The organism is Halolamina litorea (assembly GCF_026616205.1).
Lineage (GTDB): Archaea > Halobacteriota > Halobacteria > Halobacteriales > Haloferacaceae > Halolamina > Halolamina litorea.
Window position 1 is genome coordinate 1525636 of record NZ_JANHGR010000001.1, and the last position, 19259, is coordinate 1544894.

Annotated in this window: 21 protein-coding genes and 1 tRNA gene; 16 read left to right on the forward strand and 6 right to left on the reverse strand. The window is 68.3% G+C overall.

The genetic code is table 11. The annotated features are described in order from the left end of the window. Positions 1-14: 14 nt before the first annotated feature. A tRNA-Arg gene (locus NO998_RS07925) sits at positions 15-89 on the reverse strand. Between the two features lie 214 nt (positions 90-303). On the opposite strand from NO998_RS07925, the gene NO998_RS07930 reads away from it, so the two are divergent. Next, on the forward strand, positions 304-912 hold the full coding sequence (locus NO998_RS07930; RefSeq protein ID WP_267646570.1) for an RAD55 family ATPase: 609 nt from the start codon (positions 304-306) through the stop codon (positions 910-912). Between the two features lie 45 nt (positions 913-957). After that, a complete protein-coding gene (locus NO998_RS07935; RefSeq protein WP_267646571.1) occupies positions 958-1380 on the forward strand; it encodes a CoA-binding protein in 423 nt (140 codons plus the stop codon). A 23-nt stretch (positions 1381-1403) separates the two neighbouring features. On the opposite strand, the gene NO998_RS07940 is transcribed toward NO998_RS07935, so the two are convergent. Continuing rightward, positions 1404-2795 carry a phosphohexomutase domain-containing protein gene (locus NO998_RS07940; protein ID WP_267646572.1) on the reverse strand — a complete coding sequence of 464 codons (1392 nt, stop codon included), beginning with the start codon at positions 2793-2795 and terminating at the stop codon, positions 1404-1406. Positions 2796-2887: 92 nt separating this feature from the next. Between NO998_RS07940 and NO998_RS07945 the strand changes: the two genes are divergently transcribed. From NO998_RS07945 to NO998_RS07960, 4 genes are all read left to right on the forward strand, one after another. Next, complete coding sequence (locus tag NO998_RS07945; RefSeq protein WP_267646573.1) at positions 2888-3175, forward strand: acylphosphatase; 288 nt, start codon at positions 2888-2890, stop codon at positions 3173-3175. A 96-nt stretch (positions 3176-3271) separates the two neighbouring features. Beyond that, on the forward strand, positions 3272-4000 hold the full coding sequence (locus NO998_RS07950; RefSeq protein WP_267646574.1) for a fumarylacetoacetate hydrolase family protein: 729 nt from the start codon (positions 3272-3274) through the stop codon (positions 3998-4000). Then, complete coding sequence (locus NO998_RS07955) at positions 3997-4329, forward strand: antibiotic biosynthesis monooxygenase (RefSeq protein ID WP_267646575.1); 333 nt, start codon at positions 3997-3999, stop codon at positions 4327-4329. Before NO998_RS07950 ends, NO998_RS07955 begins: the two co-directional genes overlap by 4 nt. A gap of 82 nt (positions 4330-4411) precedes the next feature. After that, positions 4412-4855 (forward strand): hypothetical protein, encoded by a 444-nt coding sequence (locus NO998_RS07960; RefSeq protein ID WP_267646576.1) that lies wholly within the window; start codon positions 4412-4414, stop codon positions 4853-4855. A gap of 34 nt (positions 4856-4889) precedes the next feature. On the opposite strand, the gene NO998_RS07965 is transcribed toward NO998_RS07960, so the two are convergent. Continuing rightward, on the reverse strand, positions 4890-5102 hold the full coding sequence (locus tag NO998_RS07965) for a DUF8007 family protein (RefSeq protein WP_267646577.1): 213 nt from the start codon (positions 5100-5102) through the stop codon (positions 4890-4892). Between the two features lie 82 nt (positions 5103-5184). Here NO998_RS07965 and NO998_RS07970 point away from each other — a divergent pair, with 82 nt between their 5' ends. Then, the gene (locus NO998_RS07970) at positions 5185-5841 is read left to right on the forward strand and encodes a DUF8052 family protein (RefSeq protein ID WP_267646578.1); all 657 of its coding nucleotides are present in this window, start codon (positions 5185-5187) and stop codon (positions 5839-5841) included. A 47-nt stretch (positions 5842-5888) separates the two neighbouring features. Here NO998_RS07970 and NO998_RS07975 read toward each other — a convergent pair whose 3' ends face one another. From NO998_RS07975 to NO998_RS07985, 3 genes are all read right to left on the reverse strand, one after another. Then, a complete protein-coding gene (locus NO998_RS07975; protein WP_267646579.1) occupies positions 5889-7763 on the reverse strand; it encodes a carbon starvation CstA family protein in 1875 nt (624 codons plus the stop codon). Positions 7764-7862: 99 nt separating this feature from the next. Beyond that, positions 7863-8837, reverse strand: a complete 975-nt coding sequence (locus NO998_RS07980; protein ID WP_267646580.1) for an ArsA family ATPase — start codon at positions 8835-8837, stop codon at positions 7863-7865. After that, positions 8837-9133 (reverse strand): DUF7990 family protein, encoded by a 297-nt coding sequence (locus tag NO998_RS07985; protein WP_267646581.1) that lies wholly within the window; start codon positions 9131-9133, stop codon positions 8837-8839. The genes NO998_RS07980 and NO998_RS07985 overlap by 1 nt, the downstream gene beginning before the upstream one ends. An 88-nt stretch (positions 9134-9221) precedes the next feature. Between NO998_RS07985 and NO998_RS07990 the strand changes: the two genes are divergently transcribed. The 9 genes from NO998_RS07990 to NO998_RS08030 all read left to right on the forward strand — a co-directional run bounded on the left by NO998_RS07990 (position 9222) and on the right by NO998_RS08030 (position 19136). Further along, on the forward strand, positions 9222-10460 hold the full coding sequence (locus tag NO998_RS07990; protein ID WP_267646582.1) for a CobW family GTP-binding protein: 1239 nt from the start codon (positions 9222-9224) through the stop codon (positions 10458-10460). Positions 10461-10517: 57 nt separating this feature from the next. Then, positions 10518-10751 (forward strand): DUF8107 family protein, encoded by a 234-nt coding sequence (locus NO998_RS07995; RefSeq protein WP_267646583.1) that lies wholly within the window; start codon positions 10518-10520, stop codon positions 10749-10751. A 60-nt stretch (positions 10752-10811) separates the two neighbouring features. Further along, entirely contained in the window at positions 10812-11126 is a 315-nt protein-coding gene (locus tag NO998_RS08000; RefSeq protein ID WP_267646584.1) for a DUF5798 family protein, read from the forward strand. 173 nt (positions 11127-11299) lie between these two features. Continuing rightward, positions 11300-12280: a PLP-dependent cysteine synthase family protein gene (locus tag NO998_RS08005; protein WP_267646585.1), complete on the forward strand. Its 981-nt coding sequence runs from the start codon at positions 11300-11302 to the stop codon at positions 12278-12280. Between the two features lie 339 nt (positions 12281-12619). Further along, positions 12620-13696, forward strand: a complete 1077-nt coding sequence (locus tag NO998_RS08010; RefSeq protein WP_267647200.1) for a BMP family lipoprotein — start codon at positions 12620-12622, stop codon at positions 13694-13696. 67 nt (positions 13697-13763) lie between these two features. Further along, on the forward strand, positions 13764-15323 hold the full coding sequence (locus tag NO998_RS08015) for an ABC transporter ATP-binding protein (RefSeq protein WP_267646586.1): 1560 nt from the start codon (positions 13764-13766) through the stop codon (positions 15321-15323). Continuing rightward, positions 15320-16450 carry an ABC transporter permease gene (locus NO998_RS08020; protein ID WP_267646587.1) on the forward strand — a complete coding sequence of 377 codons (1131 nt, stop codon included), beginning with the start codon at positions 15320-15322 and terminating at the stop codon, positions 16448-16450. Before NO998_RS08015 ends, NO998_RS08020 begins: the two co-directional genes overlap by 4 nt. After that, on the forward strand, positions 16447-17676 hold the full coding sequence (locus NO998_RS08025) for an ABC transporter permease (RefSeq protein WP_267646588.1): 1230 nt from the start codon (positions 16447-16449) through the stop codon (positions 17674-17676). Before NO998_RS08020 ends, NO998_RS08025 begins: the two co-directional genes overlap by 4 nt. A gap of 92 nt (positions 17677-17768) precedes the next feature. Next, positions 17769-19136: a geranylgeranyl reductase family protein gene (locus NO998_RS08030; protein WP_267646589.1), complete on the forward strand. Its 1368-nt coding sequence runs from the start codon at positions 17769-17771 to the stop codon at positions 19134-19136. Positions 19137-19259: the final 123 nt, after the last annotated feature.

The following is a 19259-nucleotide window of genomic DNA, read 5'->3' on the forward strand; positions in this document are numbered from 1 at the left end:
GTCACGCAGAATGATGGGCGCTGCAGGATTTGAACCCGCGGCAGCTTGGTCCGAAGCCAAGTACTCTGTCCAGGCTGAGCTAAGCGCCCTGTACCAAATCATATCGCCGACCTACACTTAAGCCCCTCGATTCCCTCTCCGGGTTCTGTTCCGCTCCGTGGACGTCGACGGCGGGGTCGAGGACCAACCACTAATCACAAAGAATAATAGCGCGTCAAGGGTACCTACCAACCGTCCGATGACTCTGGGGCTGAAGCTGTATCGTGCGACTACAGGAACCCATCCGGCCCCATCTGTCGCGTGATGTATGACCTCCACCCACATCTCGATGCGGAGGTCGAGCCCGGGAGCAACATCCTGTTCACCGGGCCCCCGCTCTCCGGGAAGCGAGCCCTCTGTCTGGATCTGCTGGCAAACGGCACCGAGCAGGGCGAGGGGTCGATCATCGTCACCACCAAAGACAGCGGCGACCGCATGCTCGAGGCGTTCGCCCAACGAACCTCCTACGAGAGCCGTCCCGTCGCCGTCGTCGACTGCGTCACCAAACAGCAGGGTGACGACGTACCCGAACGCGACCGAGTGAAGTACGCCTCCTCGCCGGTGGACATGACCGGCATCGGGATCCAGCTCTCCGAGTTCCTGCAGGCGTTCCACCAGGACCGGAACATCACCCACAACCGCGTCATGCTGCACTCGTTGACGACGCTGCTGATGTACTCGGACCTCCAGACGGTGTTTCGCTTCCTCCACGTGTTCACCGGCCGCGTCCAGAGCGTCGACGGCCTCGGGCTCTACTGCATCGACTCGACGGCCCACGACGAGCAGGCCCTCAACACCCTCAAACAGCTGTTCGACGGCGTCGTCGAAGTCGGCGAGGACGGCGAGCCGGTCGTCCGCCTGGCCGAGGCCTGAGCCGTAGTCGGCTCCTTTTTGCGGGCACCGACCCAATCGCCGACCATGCCCATCACCGACGACGACGGCCTGCGGTCCCTGCTCGACGCCGACACCATCGCGGTCGTCGGCTGCTCGACCAGTGCGGGGAAGCCGGCCCACGACGTGCCGAAGTACCTCCAGGACCACGGCTACCGAGTCATCCCGATCAACCCCTTCGCGGACGAGATCCTCGGCGAGAAAGCCTACGACTCACTCGACGAGGTCGATGAGGAGATCGACCTCGTCGACGTGTTCCGGCCGAGCGAGGAGACGCCGGGCGTCGTTGAGAACGTGATCGCGCGCCACGAGGCCCGCAGCGACGCCGGCGCAGTCTGGCTCCAATTGGGAATCGCGAGCGACGAGGCCGCCGAACTGGCCGAGGAAGCCGGGCTGGAGTTCGTGCAGGATCGCTGTATCAAGGTCGAACACGACCGGCTGGTCGCGTAGCGGCGAGGTCCGCGGTTCCCCGTTTAGGCTGTGTTCTCGGGGGCGTTCCCGCTAGCGTCCTCGATGGCGTCCTCGACGACCGTCTCCGCAGCCCCCGCGAGCGTCTCCACGTCGTCGCTCTCGGCGTAGATCCGGAGGTACGGCTCCGTCCCGCTCGGGCGGACGAGGACCCACGAGGCGTCGGGAAGCTCCAGTCGAACGCCGTACTCGTCGTCGACGCTCGCCTCGGGGAAGCGTTCGGGTAGCGTCTCCGCCAGCCGAGCCATCGCGCCGACCTTGGCGTGGTCGGCACACGGCACGCTGACCTTCGTGTACGGGCGTTCGCGGATCGGCTCGCGGCGCTCCGCGAGGGGGGTCTCGGCGACGAGTCGGGCCAGCACGGCCGCGGAGGCGACGCCGTCGATCCAGCCGCCAAAGCGGGTGTGGACGTGCTTCCAGGGCTCGGCGGCGAAGGCGACGTCGGCGCCGCCCTCGCGGGCGTCCGCGATGCCGTCGTGGAGGTAGCCGAGCGCGACGCGCTCGACACGACCGCCGGCGGCGCGCACCCGCTCGTCGATCCGAGCGGAGGCGTTGGGCGTCGTCACGGTAGCCGGGTCCTCCGAGTCGGCGGCCGCGACGTACTCTTCGGCGAGCATCGCCAGTACGGTGTCCTCGTGGACGACGTCGCCGTCGCCGGTGAGGACGACGATCCGGTCGGCGTCGCCGTCGTGGGCGATGCCGAGGTCGAACTCGCCGTCGTCGAGGAAGTCGATACAGTCGCCGAGCGTCGCTTCCGTCGGCTTGCTCCCTCGGCCCGGGAAGTGGCCGTCGACGTTCCCGTTGAGGGTGACGACTTCCGCGCCCAGTTCGCGGAGCACGGCGGGCGTTGCCAGACCGGCCATCCCGTTCCCGCAGTCGACGACGACGCGGAGACCGTCGAGGTCGGCGCCGAAGCGCTCGGCGTAGTCGACGACGGCCTCGCGGTACTCGGGCAGCACCGCGGCACTCTCGCGGGTGCCCCAGTCCTCCCACGCGGTCGGTTCGGTGCCGGCCTCGATGCGATCCTCGATCCGGGCCTCGGCCTTGCCGCCGTACTCCTCGCCGTCGACGAACAGTTTGATCCCGTTGTCCTCAGGCGGGTTGTGCGACGCCGTGATGGCGACGCCGTAGCGCCCCTGGCTCGCGTAGGCGAGCGCTGGCGTTGGTGCCTGCCCGATCTCGATCACGTCGGCGCCGGCCGAGGTCAGCCCGGAGGCCATCGCGTCGACCAGCGCCTCGCCGGTGACGCGGCCGTCGCGGGCGACCACGAACTCCACCGCGCCGTTCTCCTCCTCGATCGCGTCGGCGGCGGCCGCCTGCCCCACACGCTGGGCGAGCGACGGCGTCACCGTCTCGCGGGCGTCGCCGCGGATACCGGCGGTTCCGAACAAGTCCATATCCGCCCGGTCGGTACGGGGCTACTTTGCCTGCCCGGTTCGGGGCGCGGCCGGGCGTCGCAGTTAAGTATCGCTCCCCCCACCGAATCGACATGAGCGAGGAGTACGTCAGGGCCCGGGTCCACATCAGCGGCAACGTACAGGGGGTGGCCTACCGGGCCAACACGGAGGAAACGGCCAAACAGCGGGGCGTGAGTGGCTGGGTCCGGAACACCGACGACGGGCGTGTGGAGGCAGTGTTCGAGGGGGACCCCCGGACGGTGGAGTCGATGATCGGCTGGTGTCACACCGGCAGCCCCCGTGCCGAGGTCGAGACCGTCGACGTGGAGTACGAGGAGCCACGCAGCGCCGACGGCTTCCACGTCCGCTGGTCGGGCTGAGCGCGGCGTCCGAGCTGTTCGTTCGTCAGCCGCCGTCGATGTCGTCGATGGCCGAAGCCGGAACGACTTAGCCGCGTGCGAACGACCCCCAGAGCGATGCGACATGCACGCTTCCGAGACCCCAGCGGCGCGGTACGACACGGCGAGTGGCACGGCGACGCCGTCTCCTTCGCCGGCGAACGCTACGACCTCGAGGAGGTCGACCTGCTCGCCCCCACCGAACCGAGCAAGGTCGTCTGCGTCGGGCGCAACTACGTCGCCCACGCCGAGGAACACGACGCCGACGTTCCGGATCGCCCACTCCTGTTCCTGAAGGGCCCGAACACCGTCGCCGGTCACGGCGACACCGTCACGCTCCCGGCGGGGAAAGAGCGCGTCGAGTGGGAGGCCGAACTCGGCGTCGTCATCGGCGAACAGGCGAAGAACGTCGACGCCGACGAGGCGATGGAGTACGTCGCCGGCTACACCTGCGTCGACGACGTGTCGAACCGCGACGACCAGCGCAGCGAGTCCCAGTGGGTCCGTGGCAAGGCGTTCGACGGCGCGGCACCGATCGGCCCCTGCGTCGCCGACCCCGGGCACGTCGCCGACGACGCCACGGTCCGGACCATCGTCAACGGCGAGGTCGAACAGGAGGCCACCATCGACCAGATGGTGTTCGACGTGCCGACGCTGATCGAGGAGATCACGACCTACCTCACGCTCGAACCGGGCGACGTGATCGCCACCGGTACGCCGGAGGGCGTCGGCCCCTTCGAGGACGGTGACCACGCCGAAATCGAGGTCGAGGGCGTCGGCACGCTCGAACACGGGGTCACCCGGTGAGCGAGGACGACACCGTCGTCCGCGTCTGGCACGGCTGGACCGATCCGGCGGACGCCGACGCCTACGAGGCGTTCCTCACCGATCCCGACGACGGACTGCTCGCGACGATGTCGGGCGAGGGGTATCTGGGCTACGACCTGCTCCGACGCGACGACGGCGACGAGGTGGAGTTCGTGACCCAGATCCGTTTCGCGGATTACGACGCCGTGGCCGCGTTCGCCGGCGAGAACTACGAGAGCGCCCACATCCCGGAGCCGGCGCAGGAGCTACTGGCTCGGTGGGCAGACGAAGCGAAACACTACGAACGACGGGCGATCGGACGGCCTTGAGCAGGCAGGGCTGATCGGAGTCGACCGCGCTCGCCCCCTTCTGTTGCCCAAACGATTTGTTCTCCCGCTCCGCAGCGCCCGTATGGTCCCCTCCACCCGAGACGTGCTGTTCGGTGATCGCTTCCAGCGGAACCTCGGCGTGCTCACCGCCGCTGCACTGTTCCTGGGCACGTTCGTCGCCTACGCGACCGACGTGTTCGCCGTCTCGGGCGGTATCGTCGTGATTCCGGGCGAGGCAACCCTCGCAGGCGCCGTCGTTGCCAGCCTGATCGGCTACGAACGCGGCGCATTGCTGCCCGCGTGGCTCTCGCTCTTCGGGGCCTATCTCGGCTTCAGCGCGGAGTGGGCGTTCCTCGGCCTCTCGCCCAGTCACTCGCTCGCGGGACGGCTGGCGTTCCTGTTCGACCCGGTCGGGCTGGCGGTGTACGCGGTCGCGTCGGTGCTCCTCGGAAGCGCGGCGTTCGGCGCGGGCTACCTCCTCGGCCTCGTCGCAGACCGGGTTCGCGGTACTCTGGAAGAAGTGTAGCCGGCGACAGAAAGCAGCGTCGACGGCTCCGCTCTCAGCGGCCGTACGTCAGTCGCTGCACGGCCTCGTTCAGCCGCTCGGTGACGGTCCGGGTCCACGCGACCGGTGAGACCCGCCGGATCGAGGACTCCTCGACCTCGATGCGCTCGTCGCCGAAGGGGTCCCGCGAGCCGTCGCCGTCCACGGCATCGACGACGGTGGTCATCGAACAGCGCCCACACGCCTCCTTCGGTCCCTCTTCAGCCATACCCTGTCGTTGCGGGGCAACGCGTATAGTTCTCACGGCGCACACACGACGGGCTTTTCACCCCGGTGTGGTAACTACGCTCATGACCAGCGAACCGCCCGACGCCGAGCCAGCGAGCGGCGGCGCGGCCGAGGGGAGCGGACCGGCCCCGGAGGAGCTTCCCGCCGAGATCCGTGAGGAGGTCCCGTCCTGGGAGGACAAGTACTTCGACCGGGTGAGCGACCGGTTGATGTACAGCTACGACCTCGAACGGGACTACGCCGTCGGGGACGAGCGCTTCGACCTCTACGGGAAGTACCGGGTCCGCACCCAGAAGCAGTTCTTCCACCCGGCGCTGAGCTACGCCGACCACGACACCGAGGAGTACCTGTTCGCCCGGCGGATCGACCGCCCGACCGTCGCCGACCTGGAGCGGCTGGTGGATCTGGGACACGACCTCGCCGACGACTGGATCGTCCCGAGCGAGGAGCACTTCGAGACGACGTTCACGTTCGTCGTCGTCGCCGAGGACCTCACCGACGAGGTAGAGTCGTTCGTCGACGGGTTCCGGGACCGAACGCTGCTGCGCTACGGCTACTACGGCCACTACGAGGTGACGCTGGTCGTCCTCGCGCCCGAGGACGAACGGATCGCCGCGGGCCAGGAGGCCGACGTAGCCGACGCATTCGCGCTCTGGGGTGACGTCGAACCGCCCTCCGAGGGGCTGCTCTCGCGGGTCGCTAAGCGCTTCTGGCAGTAAGTCGGTCGACGGAGGAAAGTGGACGCGGGGGACCGGGGTACGGCCGGTCAGTCGTCGCTCGGTTCGGCGGCGGGCTGGCTCCCACCGCGGACGCTACTGATGTTCTGGTAGCCGATCTGGACCAGCGAGAGTGCGAGGTACATGAGTACCAACGCGAGCACGATCCGGACCGACGCCGAAACTTGGGCTCCGAGCCCGCCGGCGCCGCCCTGGATCAGCTGGTCGTAGAGCTGCTCTTTGAACGCGACCCACGAGAGCCCGAGGATCGTGATGGTGACCATCACGGCCATCGGGACGCCCGTGCTGATCAGCTGCTTGGAGTCGTCCCAGTTGGCGAGCCAGACCGTCGCGGTCAGCAGCGCCAGCGCCGCGAGCAGCTGGTTCGCGCCGCCGAACAGGGTCCACAGCGTCGCCCACTCGCCGGAGATGACGAGCACGTAGGCGATCCCACACTGGATCACCGGATTGGTGTACCGACCGCGGGCGAACGAGCTGACGCCGCCCGAGAGGCCGGTATCGGTGCCGCTGCCGGGCATGCCGATGATCTCTTCCATCATGTAGCGACCCAGGCGCGCGGCGGTGTCCGTCGACGTGAGCAGGAAGCTCACGAGGACGAGCGCCATGAACGGGGCGCCGTACTCCACCGGGAGCCCGAGGCTGGTGAGGATGACCCCACCGCCGGAGGCGAAGTTCGGGAGCGCGCCGCCGATCCCGCCGCCCGCGGCGGCGGATGCCCCGCCGGCGACGGCAAGCGTCGACAGCGCGACCGCGGCGAGCAGCCCTTCACCGAGCATTCCGCCGTAGCCGATCAGGCGGGCGTCGCTCTCCTGATTGAGCTGTTTGGCCGTCGTGCCCGAGGAGACCAGCGAGTGGAACCCGCTGATCGTCCCGCAGGCGATCGTGACGAACAACATCGGGAACAGCGGGAACGGCGCCACCGCGTCGACGCCGAGGAACCCCTCGAACGCCGCGATGCTGCTGTCGACCACGAGCGGTTCACTCGACGTGCCGAACACCGTGCCCACGATGATCGCGAGCAGCGCGCCGCCGACGCCAGCGTACAGCAGGAACGACGAGAGGTAGTCACGCGGCTGGAGCAGCGTCCAGACCGGGAGCGCGCTCGCGATCGCGGCGTAGATCAGGATCGTCGGGACCCACGCGGCGACGTTGGGCGTGAGGATGGCACTCGGGTCCATCGACGCCCCCGGGAGCCACGCACCGTTGCCCAGGAAGCCGAGCAGCACGATCGTTCCCTCGGGGTAGGTGCCGGCCTCGACGGCCGGGAACAGCGCCATCGGGTTGTTGATACCGAACCAGACGCCCGCGAACACGCCGGCGACGAACACGACCGTGCCGGGGATGAACGGGGCGTCGAACTGGTAGAGGTAGATACCGAACACCACTGCCAGCGCGATGTAGACGAAACTCGCCGTCGCCGCCGACGGGAACGCGTTGAGCACGATGCCCACGACGAGGGCAAACACCCCGACAACGAGGATGATCGTCAGGAACGCGAACCACAGCAGGAGGTTCTTCCCGCGTTCACCGACGTACTCGCCGATGATGTAACCGATCGACTTCCCCTCGTGTCGCATCGAGCCCGACAGCGAAATGAAGTCGTGGACCGCACCCATCAGGGGGTTCCCGATGGCGATCCACGCGAGCGCCGGGACCCACCCCCAGATGGCGCCCGCGGTGATCGGACCGACGATGGGCGCCCCGCCCGCGATGCTCGAGAAGTGGTGCCCGAGCAGCACTGGTTTCTTCGACGGTACGTACTCCTGGCCGTCTTCGTACTTGTGGGCTGGCGTCTCACGTTCGTCGCTGAGGCCGACGAACTGCGAGAGGTACCGTGAGTACCCGACGTACCCCACGGAGAACGTGATCAACACCGCGGCCACAATCCAAATGACTTGAGTCATTTTGAAATGTACCTTCGTGATAGAGATTGTCGTACATGACTTAAGCGTTCGGTGTTCTTCTCAGAGACGTTCGTGGGAAACTACGTCGGCGGCCGAGAATCAGACGAACGTCGGCTCCTCGGCGTCGACGGGGACGGCGAGTTCCTCGGCGACCGCGCCGAGCAGGTCCCCCTTCACCTCCCGCGTTCTGGTCTCGATTTCGGCGAGCAGCGGCGGCGAGAGCGACCCCCGGACGTGGTCGAGGCGCTGCTGCTCGGTCTCGATCCGGTCCCGGAGGTAGCGCGCGCCGCGGCCGTCCTCGTCGTCGTCGGGGGCGGGTGTGAGCTTGTTGGCGATCAGCCCGCGCACGCCGAGGTCCTGCTGGTTCATGTCGGCGATGGCGCGTTCGGTCTCGTTGACCGAGAGTTGGTCCGGGTTGAGCACGAGGAAGAAGGCGGCGTCCTCCCGGAGCGCGCCGCCGGCGAACTCGAAGAACTCCTTTCGCTCCTGCAGGCGCTGGAGCACCGGGTCGCCGTCCATCACGCGCCGAGGTTCGTTGTTGCCGATGGCGGCCTTCTCGAACAGGTCGATGCTCTGTCGACGCTTGTACATCAGGCGCTCGACCCACGACTCGAGGAACTCCGGCAGGCCGAGCAGCCGCAGGGTGGAGCCGGTCGGGGCGGTGTCGAAGACGATGCGGTCGTAGGGGTCGCTGTCGCGCATTACGTCGACGAAGCGGTCGAACAGCGCCGACTCGTAGGCGCCGGGCGTCTGGTGGGCCATCTCGAGTTGTTTGTTGATCTCGTTGACCATCGACGCCGAGACCTGATCGGAGAGCCGGGTCCGGATCTCGTCCAGATGAGCCGTCACCTCGTCGTCGGGGTCGATCTCCAGAGCCGACAGGCCGTCGATCCCCGCGACGGGTTCGGGGCTGTCGCCGAACTGCTGGTCGAACACGTCCGAGACGGAGTGGGCCGGGTCGGTCGAGACAACGAGCGTCTCCACGCCCGCATCGGCGCATTTGCGCGCGTACGCACACGAGACCGTGGTCTTGCCGACACCACCCTTGCCGCCGAAGAAGACGAACGGCTCCATCAGAAGTGGTACTGCTGGCCCTTGCGTTCGAGCATGGTGTTACGGTCCCAGAGGCGGCGCTCCCACGACTCGAACTCGGCTTCGAGGTAGGGGAGCAACTCGGCGGTGTAGTACGACACCGGCGAGGGGATGCCGAAGGCGTCGGGGAAGCAGGCGAGCATGAACGCGTCCTCCAGGTCTTCGGCCTCCTTCTCGATCTTCTCGTAGGCCGGGTGACTGATCATGCCGTGGTAGAGCCCCCGGAGCCATTCGTCGAGGGTGTCGAGGTAGCGGTCGATCCGTTCTGCGAGCTCCATACAGCGCGGTACTTCTTCACGCGGTAAAAGCTGACGTGGTGTTTCCGGTGGCCGGGGGACTGAAGTCCGGTGACAGCAACCCCCACACATGAGCGATCGCATCCCGGTGACCGTGCTGTCGGGAAGCCTCGGCGCGGGGAAGACCACGCTGTTGAACCACCTCCTCGGCTCTGCGGGGGACCGCGACATCGCCGTCCTCGTCAACGACATGGGCGACGTGAACGTCGACGCCGAACTGGTCGCGGAGGGCTCAGACATCGACGTGGCCGGCGGCGTCGAGGAGCTCTCGAACGGCTGTATCTGCTGTGAGCTACAGGACGACCTCGAAGCCGCCGTGGCGCGGTTGGCCCGCGAGTACGAGTTCGACCACCTCGTCGTGGAGTCCTCGGGCATCTCCGAGCCCGCGCCGGTGGCACGGCTGTTCACTACCGAGTCCCGCGCGGCCGCGCGCTACCGCGTGAACGGCCTCGTGACCGTCGTCGACGCGCGGCTGTTCGTCGACACCTTCGGCGGCGAGGGGACCCCGGAGCGGACCGCGGCCGCTGAGGACGACCGCCCGCTCTCGGACCTCCTCGTCGAACAGATCGAGGTGTCGAACGCGGTCGTGTTGAACAAGGCCGACCTCTGTAGCGACGCGGAACTCGAGGAGGTCGAGGCGCTGGTGGGCGCACTCCAGCCCGACGCCGAGACCGTCCGCAGCAGCTTCTCGGAGGTCGATCCCGCGTGGCTGCTCGACACCGAGCGCTTCGACGAGGCCGAGGTGAGTGACCTCCCGGGGTGGAAACGCGCGCTGGCGGACGATCACGACGACGAAGATCACGGTGACGACGACGACCACGACCACTACGGCCACCGCCACCCGGACGAGGTGTACGGCGTCTCCTCGTTCACCTACCGGCAACGGCGGCCGTTCCACCCCGAGCGGATCGCCGACGTGCTCCGGGACCTCCCCGACGGCGTCGTCCGGTCGAAGGGCACGCTCTGGATCGCCGGCAACGACCTCCGACAGACCGTGGGACAAGCTGGATCGTCCGTGCGCGTGAACGCGCGCGGGCCGTGGGTCGCGTCGCTCCCGGAGATCGAACAGGAGCTCTACCGCTCCAACCGTCCCAGTCTTGAGTGGGACGAGGAGCACGGCGACCGCCGAACCGAGTACGTGGTCATCGGGACCGGGTTCGACGAGCAATCGCTCCGCGAGCGCATCGACGACGCGCTGGTCACCGACGCCGAGTGGGACGCGGTCGGGGACCTGCCGGCCGGCCCGTTCCCGACGGAGAACGAAGCCGAGACCGCGCTCCGGGAACCCACGCCGACGGCCAGCGAGTAGGGCGGCCCACACGGCGCCGTCGCCAATAGCTAAGTGGTAGCGTCCCCGCGCCCCGGTATGAGCGACGACGACACCGAACCGGCTGGCCGGGAGGGGTTCGACGCCGCGACGGAGCACTCACCCGGGAACCCGCTGGTGGTCCACGGGCTGAACGCCGTGCTGTCGACGCTGTTCGCCGCGACCATCGTTTGGGGGCTGGACTACGTCGGGAGCGTCGCCTACACCCCGATCAACGTCGCAACCGGGGCGGTGCTCATCTTCACCGCGGCGTACCTGATGTCGGTTCGCTAACGACGGTATCCGACCCCTGCCACCGGAAGGGACACAAACCCCCGCCCCCATCTCCCCGGCATGGTTGGACTCGGAAGCACCGCACAGAAGTTGCAGACTGTCGCGGAGAAAGCCGAAAAGGTGTACAAGCGGATGAACGAACTCCGCGAGGAGGTCGAGGAGACCCAACAGAGCGTCGAGGAGACGAACTCCCGCGTCGGCACCGTCGAGGAGGAACTGGCCGAACAGCGCGCCGTCCTCGACGCCATCGCGGAGAAACACGACATCGACGTGGAGGCCGTCGCCGCCGAGGTCCACATCAACGAGGCCGAGAACGGCGCCGATGAGGGCGCTGATGAGGGCACCGAGGAGGAGGCAGCGACCGGCGGGGACTGAACCCACGGCGGACAGTCGTGGTTCTGTGACGACCGAATTCACGGCGGGGTGGCCGTCGGTTCGTTCGGCCTGATTTGGGGTGCCGACACGCCGCAATTTCTCGACGACCGACCGACGGCGGACCCCTTCGGCGAGATGGTAAGCTACACAAACACCACCCCCGAGGTTCGAGTATGACAACTCATCGGGAACCTCTCGACTCGGTTCTCGACGCCATCGGCGAGACGCCGTTGGTCCGCGTCCACGACGGTCCCGACGCGGTCCCGGTGTACGCCAAACTCGAGTCGTTCAACCCCGGCGCGAGCATCAAAGACCGCATCGGGAAGTACATGCTCGAAGGCATGTTGGAGCGGGGCGACGTGGCGCCGGGCGGGACGGTGATCGAGCCGACCGCCGGCAACACCGGCATCGGCATCGCCGTCGCCGCGGGACAACTGGACCTGAACGCGGTGTTCGTCGTCCCCGAGCGCTTCTCCGTCGAGAAACAGACGCTGATGCGCGCGCTGGGGGCCGAGGTGATCAACACGCCCAGCGAGGACGGGATGCCCCGCGCCATCGAGCGCGCCCACGAACTCGCGGAGGAACTCGACAACGCTGCCGTCCCCCAGCAGTTCTCGAACCCGCTCAACGCCGAGGCCCACTACGAGACGACCGCCCCGGAGATCTACGACGCCCTCGACGGCGAGGTCGGGGCGCTGGTCGCCGGCTGTGGCACCGCGGGCACGCTGATGGGGATGGCCCGCTACGGCCGCGAACAGCACCCCGACACCCACGTCGTCGCCGTCGAACCCGAGGGCTCGCTCTACGGCACCCTCGTCGGCGAGGACCGCGAGGAGGGCGAGTACAAGACCGAGGGGATCGGCACCCACGACACCTCGACCAACGAACTGTTCGACCCGGAACTGGTGGACGCAGTCCACGCGGTTCCCGACGAGGACTCCCACGCCGAAGTCCAGCGCCTCGCCGCCGAGGAAGCCCACCTCGTCGCCTCCAGCGCCGGCGCCAACGCGGTGGCCGCCAAGAAGGTCGCCCGAGGGATCGCCGACGGCGAGATCGACGCCCCCTACGACGCCGTCGTGACGGTGTTCCCCGACTCCAGCGAGCGCTACCTCTCGAAGGGGATCTACGGCGAGTACGAGGAGTGGGAAGGGTAGCTGCCGCCGGTCGAAGGCTGTTGATTGGGGCCCTGTACCACGCTAATTCGTGACTTGCGCGCGCGAGACGCGAGCGTGACTACTGGACCGACCTGTCCGGCGCCGGCACGGCTCACGCGGGCGAGAAGGACCGGACATCTGCCGAAACCCGGAAGGGATCCGCCCACGGATAGACACGTTCGTGCATCGTCCACTCTCGATAGTGTCGTCGTTCTTTCCCGTTCCGTCCGAAACGGGGTTCTGACGGAGAATATCCTGTCAACTGGCCGTTCCCCCCTCCCCGAAGCGACGGGCTTAAGCTTGGCTCATGGAGAGAAACCCACAACGATGCGCGAGCACATCGACCGGCGGACGTTCATCGGCGGCGCAACCGGCGCAGCACTGACCGGGCTGACTGGCTGTCTCGGCGGTGGCGAGGGCGGCAGCAGTGCCGCGGCCAACGTCGGAATGGTGTACGCACTGGGCGGCCTCGGCGACGAGGCGTTCAACGACATGGCTCACTCGGGGATCCAGCGCGCGGAATCCGAACTGGACATCTCCTTTTCGAACACCGAACCCACCGAACAGAGCGAGTTCGGGACGCTTCAGAGCCAGTTCGCGAGTTCGACGAGCCCCGACTACGACCTGGTCGCCTGTATCGGCTTCGCCCAGCTGAGCGCGCTCCAGACCAACGCCTCCGAGTACCCCGACCAGAACTTCATGCTGGTCGACTCCACGCTCGACGCGGACAACGTCGCGTCCTACACGTTCCGCGAACACGAGGGATCGTTCCAGGTCGGCCACTTGGCCGGTCTGCTCAGCACGCGGGAGTTCAGCCACGAGGGGAGCTACAGCGGGAGCGACAAGACGTTCTCCACCGACCCCGAGGCCAAGACGGTCGGCTTCGTCGGCGGGAAGGAGAACCCCCTGATCAGGAAGTTCGAGGCCGGCTTCATCGCGGGTGTCAACCACGCCGACTCGGATATCGAGGTCCGAAGCGCCTACGCCGGCTCGTGGAACGACCCGGGCCGTGGCCAGGAGATCGCGGGCTCGATGTACGACGCCGGGGCCGACATCGTCTACCACGCCGCGGGTGCGACCGGCGGCGGAGTCTTCAGCGCGGCCGCGGAGCGCGGCCGCCTCGCCATCGGCGTCGACAGCGACCAGTCGCTCACGAGCGACGCGAGCCACGCCATCGTGGCCAGCATGGTCAAGCACGTCGACACCGCCGTGTTCAACGCGACCCAGGACGTCGTCAACGACGAGTTCCAGGGCGGTTCCAACATCGCCCTCGGCCTCGAGAAGGACGGCGTCGAGGCGGTCATCGGCACCGAGTACGAGGGTGAACTCCCGAGCGAGGTGACCGACGCGCTGGCCTCCTCGCAGGAAGCCATCCAGAACGGCGACATCGACGTGCCGACCGAGCCCGAGAACTGAGCCGCCCGCCGTGGCCGCCGCTCCCGGCCCCGCCGGGACGAACCACCCTCCAACCCACTATCACTAGATGAGCGCGCCAGCGGTCGACCTGAGACGGATCACCAAACGATTCCCGGGCGTCATCGCCAACGACGAGGTGGACCTTACCGTCGAACGCGGGAGCGTCCACGCCCTCCTCGGCGAGAACGGGGCCGGCAAGACGACGTTGATGAACGTCCTCTACGGCCTCTACCAGCCCACCGCCGGCACCGTCGTCATCGACGGCGAGGAGCGGGCGTTCGACTCACCCCGGGACGCGATAGACGCCGGTGTCGGCATGATCCACCAGCACTTCATGCTCGTGGAGCCGATGACCGTGACCCAGAACGTCGTCCTCGGCAACGAGCCCCGGAAGTGGGGCGGCCTCGCCGTCGACCGCCAGCGCGCCCGCGAGGAGGTCGCGGCGCTCGCCGACCGCTACGGCTTCGACGTCGACCCGACGGCGACCGTCGAGGACCTCTCGGTCGGCGAACAGCAGCGGATCGAGATCCTGAAGGCCCTCTACCGGGGGGCCGACGTGCTGATCCTGGACGAGCCGACCGCGGTTCTCACCCCACAGGAGGTCGAGGAACTGTTCGGCGTGTTCGAGGAACTGACCGACGCCGGCAAGACGATCATCTTCATCAGCCACAAGCTGAGCGAGGTGACCACCGCCGCAGACGAGGTGACCGTCCTCCGGGACGGGAAGAACGTCGGGTCCGTCGAGACCGACGACGTGACCGACACCGAACTCGCGGAGATGATGGTCGGCCGCGAGGTGCTGTTCGACACCGACAAACCGCCCGTCGAGGTCGGCTCGATCGGGCTCGCGGCGCGTGACCTCGTCGTCGAGGACGACCGCGGGGTCAGCGCCGTCGACGGCGTCGACCTCCAGGTCGCCGAGGGCGAGGTGTTCGGGATCGCCGGCGTCGACGGCAACGGGCAGTCGGAGCTCGTCGACGCTCTCACGGGGCTTCGAGCCCCCGCCGCCGGCCGGGTGTATCTCGGCGACGCGGACGTGACCGACGCCCCGCGGCGCCAGCGCATCGACGACGGGATGGCGTTCATCCCGGAGGACCGCCAAGCCCGCGGGCTGGTGATGAGCTACGACCTCACCGAGAACGGCCTGCTTGGCAGTCAGCGCGACCCACAGTTCGGGTCCGCAGGACGCATCCGGTGGGACGACGCCGAGGCCCACGCCGAGGAGATCATCGAGGAGTACGACGTCCGTCCCGCCGACACGGAAGCGTCGGCGGAATCGCTCTCGGGCGGGAACCAACAGAAGTTCATCGTCGGTCGGGAGTTCGCCCGCGACCCCGAGGCCGTCATCGCCTCCCACCCGACACGCGGCGTCGACGTGGGCAGCGTGGAGTTCATCCACGAGCGACTACTCGCCCTCCGGCAGGCGGGGACCGCGGTGCTGTTGGTCTCCTCGAAGCTCGACGAGGTCCGGAGCCTCTCGGACCGACTCGGCGTGATGCACGACGGGGAACTGGTGGACGTCGTCGACCCCGAGACCGTCACCGAGGAGCAGTTGGGCCTGTTGATGGCCGGCGAACGGCCGCCGGACGTGCCACGGGCTGTGACCCGCGCCGGGGGTGACCAATGAGTCCCGACTGGCTCCCGAAACCGATCGAGGGCGTGATCGACCGGCTCGTCGACGCTTCCGCCGGTGAACGCCTGCTCGTCAGCGTCGCCGCGCTGGTGACCGCGATCCTCCTCGGCGGGGTCGTGACGCTGGTCGCCGGCGTGTTCGCGGCGTGTGAGTCGCCGGCCGTCGGGGTGTTCTGTTACAACCCCCTCGCGGTGTACCGCTACCTGTTCCTCGCGCCGCTGTCGGACCCGTTCATCCTGCAGGAGACGCTGAAGAACTCCGCGCTGTTGCTGCTGACGGGGCTGGCCGTCGCCGTCTCGTTCCGCGCGGGGCTGTTCAACATCGGGACGCAGGGACAGCTCGTGCTGGGCGCACTCGCGGCCGCGCTGGTGGCGGTGCGGGTCGGACCCGCCGCGCCGGCAGGCCCGGTCGGCGGCGTGCTGATCGCCGTCACCGCCATGCTCGCCGGATCCATCGTCGGCGGGCTCTACGCCGCCATCCCGGGCGCGCTGAAAGCCTACGCCGACGCGAACGAGGTCATCACGACGATCATGCTCAACTTCATCGCCAGCGACGTGGCGTTCTTCCTGGTCTCGGCGTACTTCCAGAAGCCCGGATCGGGCAGTGTCGAGACGCGTGACGTGCCCGCGGCGGCCCGGTTCGGCCCGGAGATCGCGCTCGTGCTGGCGGTCGCGCTCGTGCTGGCGACCACCTACCTGCTCTGGGGAACGGCGTTCGGCTACGACCTCCGGACGGCGGGGATTCAGCCCGAAGCCGCCGACTACGCCGGCGTCGACGCCAAGCGGATGATCGTCACCAGCATGACCCTGTCGGGGGCCATCGGCGGCCTCGGCGGGGCGGTGTGGGTGTTGATGTCCGTCGGCCGCTGGGTCAACGGCGTCCCCGCGCTCGGCTTCGACGGCATCACCGTCTCGGTGCTCGCGAGCAACAACCCACTCGGGGTGCTGTTCGCCGGACCGCTGTTCGGTTCGATGCAGGCCGGGAGCCTCTCTATCGACTTCCAACTGGGCGTGCCCAGACAGCTCGTCGGAGTGATCCGGGGCCTGGTGATCCTGCTGGTCGCCATGCCGGAGTTCTTCCGGACACTCGGGGTTCGCTGGAACATGGGGGAGGGCCAATGAGGTCCCTCGTCCGCTTCGCGCTGTTCGCGGTGGCCGCGCTCGGTCTGGGTGTGCTGCTGGTCGTCGGCCGGCTGTTCCCCGGGACCGCCGTCGGCGAGTTCGCGGCGGTCCTCGACGCCAGCTACGCCGCCTCCGCGCTGCGGCTCTCGGTCCCCATCGCGTTCGCCGCGCTCGGGGGCATCTTCGCCGAACGCAGCGGCGTCATCAACATCGGGCTGGAGGGGCTGCTGATCGTCTCGGCGTTTACCGGCGTCGCCGTTGCCCACTGGCTGACCGGCGACGGGCCGGTCGCCGTCGGCGCGGGCGTGATCCTGCTGCTGCTGCTCGCGCTGCTGCTCGTAATCGCCGGCGCTGCCCTCGGCCTGCTCGGCGACGATCGCTCGGAGATCGCGGTCCGTGGCGGCGGCGGCCTGCTGGCGACGGCCGTCCTCGCCGGACTCACCGTCGTGCTCGCGGGGCCGACGCTGGCGGCGACGTGGCTGGCGTTCTACGCCGCCGTGCTCGTCAGTACCGGCTTCGCGCTGCTGTTCGCGGTGGTCACCATCGAGTACCGCGCCGATCAGGTGATCGCCGGGCTGGCGGTCTGGCTGATCGCGCTCGGCGCGGCGCCCTTTGCCAGCAACGTCATCTGGGGCGCGGTGAACTCCCCGGGCGTCGACACCCTCGGGACGTGGACGACGCCGGTGCTCTCGGAGCTACCGGTGGTCGGCTCGGTGCTGTTCGACGCCGAACCCATCGTCTACTTCCTCCTGCTGGCGACGCCGCTCTCGTGGTACACGCTCGCCCACACCTCCTTTGGCTACTGGGTGCGGGCAAGCGGGGAGAACCCGAAGGCGCTCGACACCGCCGGCGTCGACGTGCGCCGGGTCCGCTACGCCGCCGTCCTGCTCTCCGGGGTCTTCTCGGGGATCGGCGGCGCGGGCCTCTCGCTGGGCCGCGTCGGGAGCTTCGTCGGCAGCGGGTCGACGATGATCGACGGCCGTGGCTGGATCGGCATCACGGCGATGCTGTTCGGCAACTACAACCCCTTCGGCGCGTTCGGCGCGTCGCTGCTGTTCGCGTCGCTCGACGCGCTGCAGTTCCGCCTGCAGCAGTTGGACTACGCCGTGCCGGACTCGCTGATGCAGACGGTGCCGTACGTCACCGTCATCCTCGTGCTCGCGCTGGTCGGTCGGACCCGCACGCCCGACGCCGCCGGTGAGCACTACGAGGCCGACGAGGACTGACCGGGCGATCCGGACGGCGTTTTTTCGAAGGCGCAGCGCCCCCCCGCCTTCGTGATAAAGAGTTTTGCACCCTCCCACCCGAGGGTTCCCAAATGAGTACCCACGAGTACGACATCGTCGTCGTCGGTTCCGGCACCTCGGGTTGCTACGCGGCCGCGACGGCGGCCCGCGAGGGCCTCGACGTGGCGGTCGTCGAGCGGAAGGACGCCGAGGAGGCGGGCCACATCGCCTGCGGCGACGCGCTGAAGGGGGCCGACACGTTCCCGGACGCGATCCCCAAATCGAAGATCGAGTCCTCTTTCACCAACACCGCCGTCGACCACGGCCGCTTCGAGATCCCCTCGGAGGACACGGTCCTGAACATCCCCGTGCCCGGCGAACTCGCGGTCATCGACCGCTGGGAGTTCGGTCGCAAGATCATCGAGGCCACCGAGGCCGCCGGCGCGGAGTTCCACTACGACACCGTCGTCACGGACGTGCTGCAGGACGCCTCGGGGCGCGTACAGGGCGTTCGAGGCAAGCGCAAGGGCGAGGTCGAGGAGTTCCACGCCGAGATCACCATCGACGCCGCCGGGGCGCTCTCGGTGATCCAGGACAACGCGGACCTCTCCGGGGCGACCTTCGACACGAACGTCTCCTACTCGCAGTTCTGCTCTGCCTACCGCGAGATCGTCGAGGTACCCGAGCCCGTCGACTGGGACGACGCGCTCGTGTTCAAGCCGACCGACCGCGCCTCGGGCTACCTCTGGTACTTCCCGCGCACACCGACGACGATCAACGTCGGCCTCGGCTTCCAGATGACCGAGGAGCCGATGAAGCTGGTTCAGGACCTCCGGAAGGACATGCAGAACCGCGCCGAGTTCGAGGGCGCGGAGGTCGTCGACAAACTCGGCGCCGCACTCCCGACCCGCCGACCGTACGACTCGGCGACGGCGCCGGGGATGGTCGCCGTTGGCGACGCCGCCGGCCTCGTCAACCCCACCACCGGCGGCGGGATCGCCGGTGCCGCCTACTCCGGCCAGTACGCCGCCGAGGAGGCCATCGCGGCCATCTCGGGCGGTCGCGCCGGCGAGGAACTCTGGCGCTACAACGAGCGCGTGATGGAGCACTTCGGCGCGCGCTACGCCGCACTCGACGTGTACAACGTGCTCTCGACGGCCGTCGAGGTCGACGAACTCACGTCGATGCTCGCCTCGCTGCCGGGCGAACCGATCGCCGAGGCGCTCTACTCCGGGAAGGCCTCGATCGGTCCGCGAACCGCACTCCAGACGCTCCGTGGGGCGATCGGCCACCTCGACCAGCTTTGGGAGATCTATCAGGTCCGCAACCTGGCGGAGGAACTGCTGAGCCACTACGAGTCCTACCCCGATCGGCCGTCGGCGCTGCCGCGCTGGCAGGACCAGCGCGACTCGATCATGGAGCGCGTCTACGAGCGGACGGGCGCCGATCCGAAGTACTAGACCACGACTTTTTGCTGCGGTCGCTCGGTCGCCGGATACAGAGCAGTCGTTTCGTCGGACTGAACGCATCCGAGCGGCCAAAAGGGCGTTTACCGGTTCGGTACCGCTGGGGGCTTTCGCAGG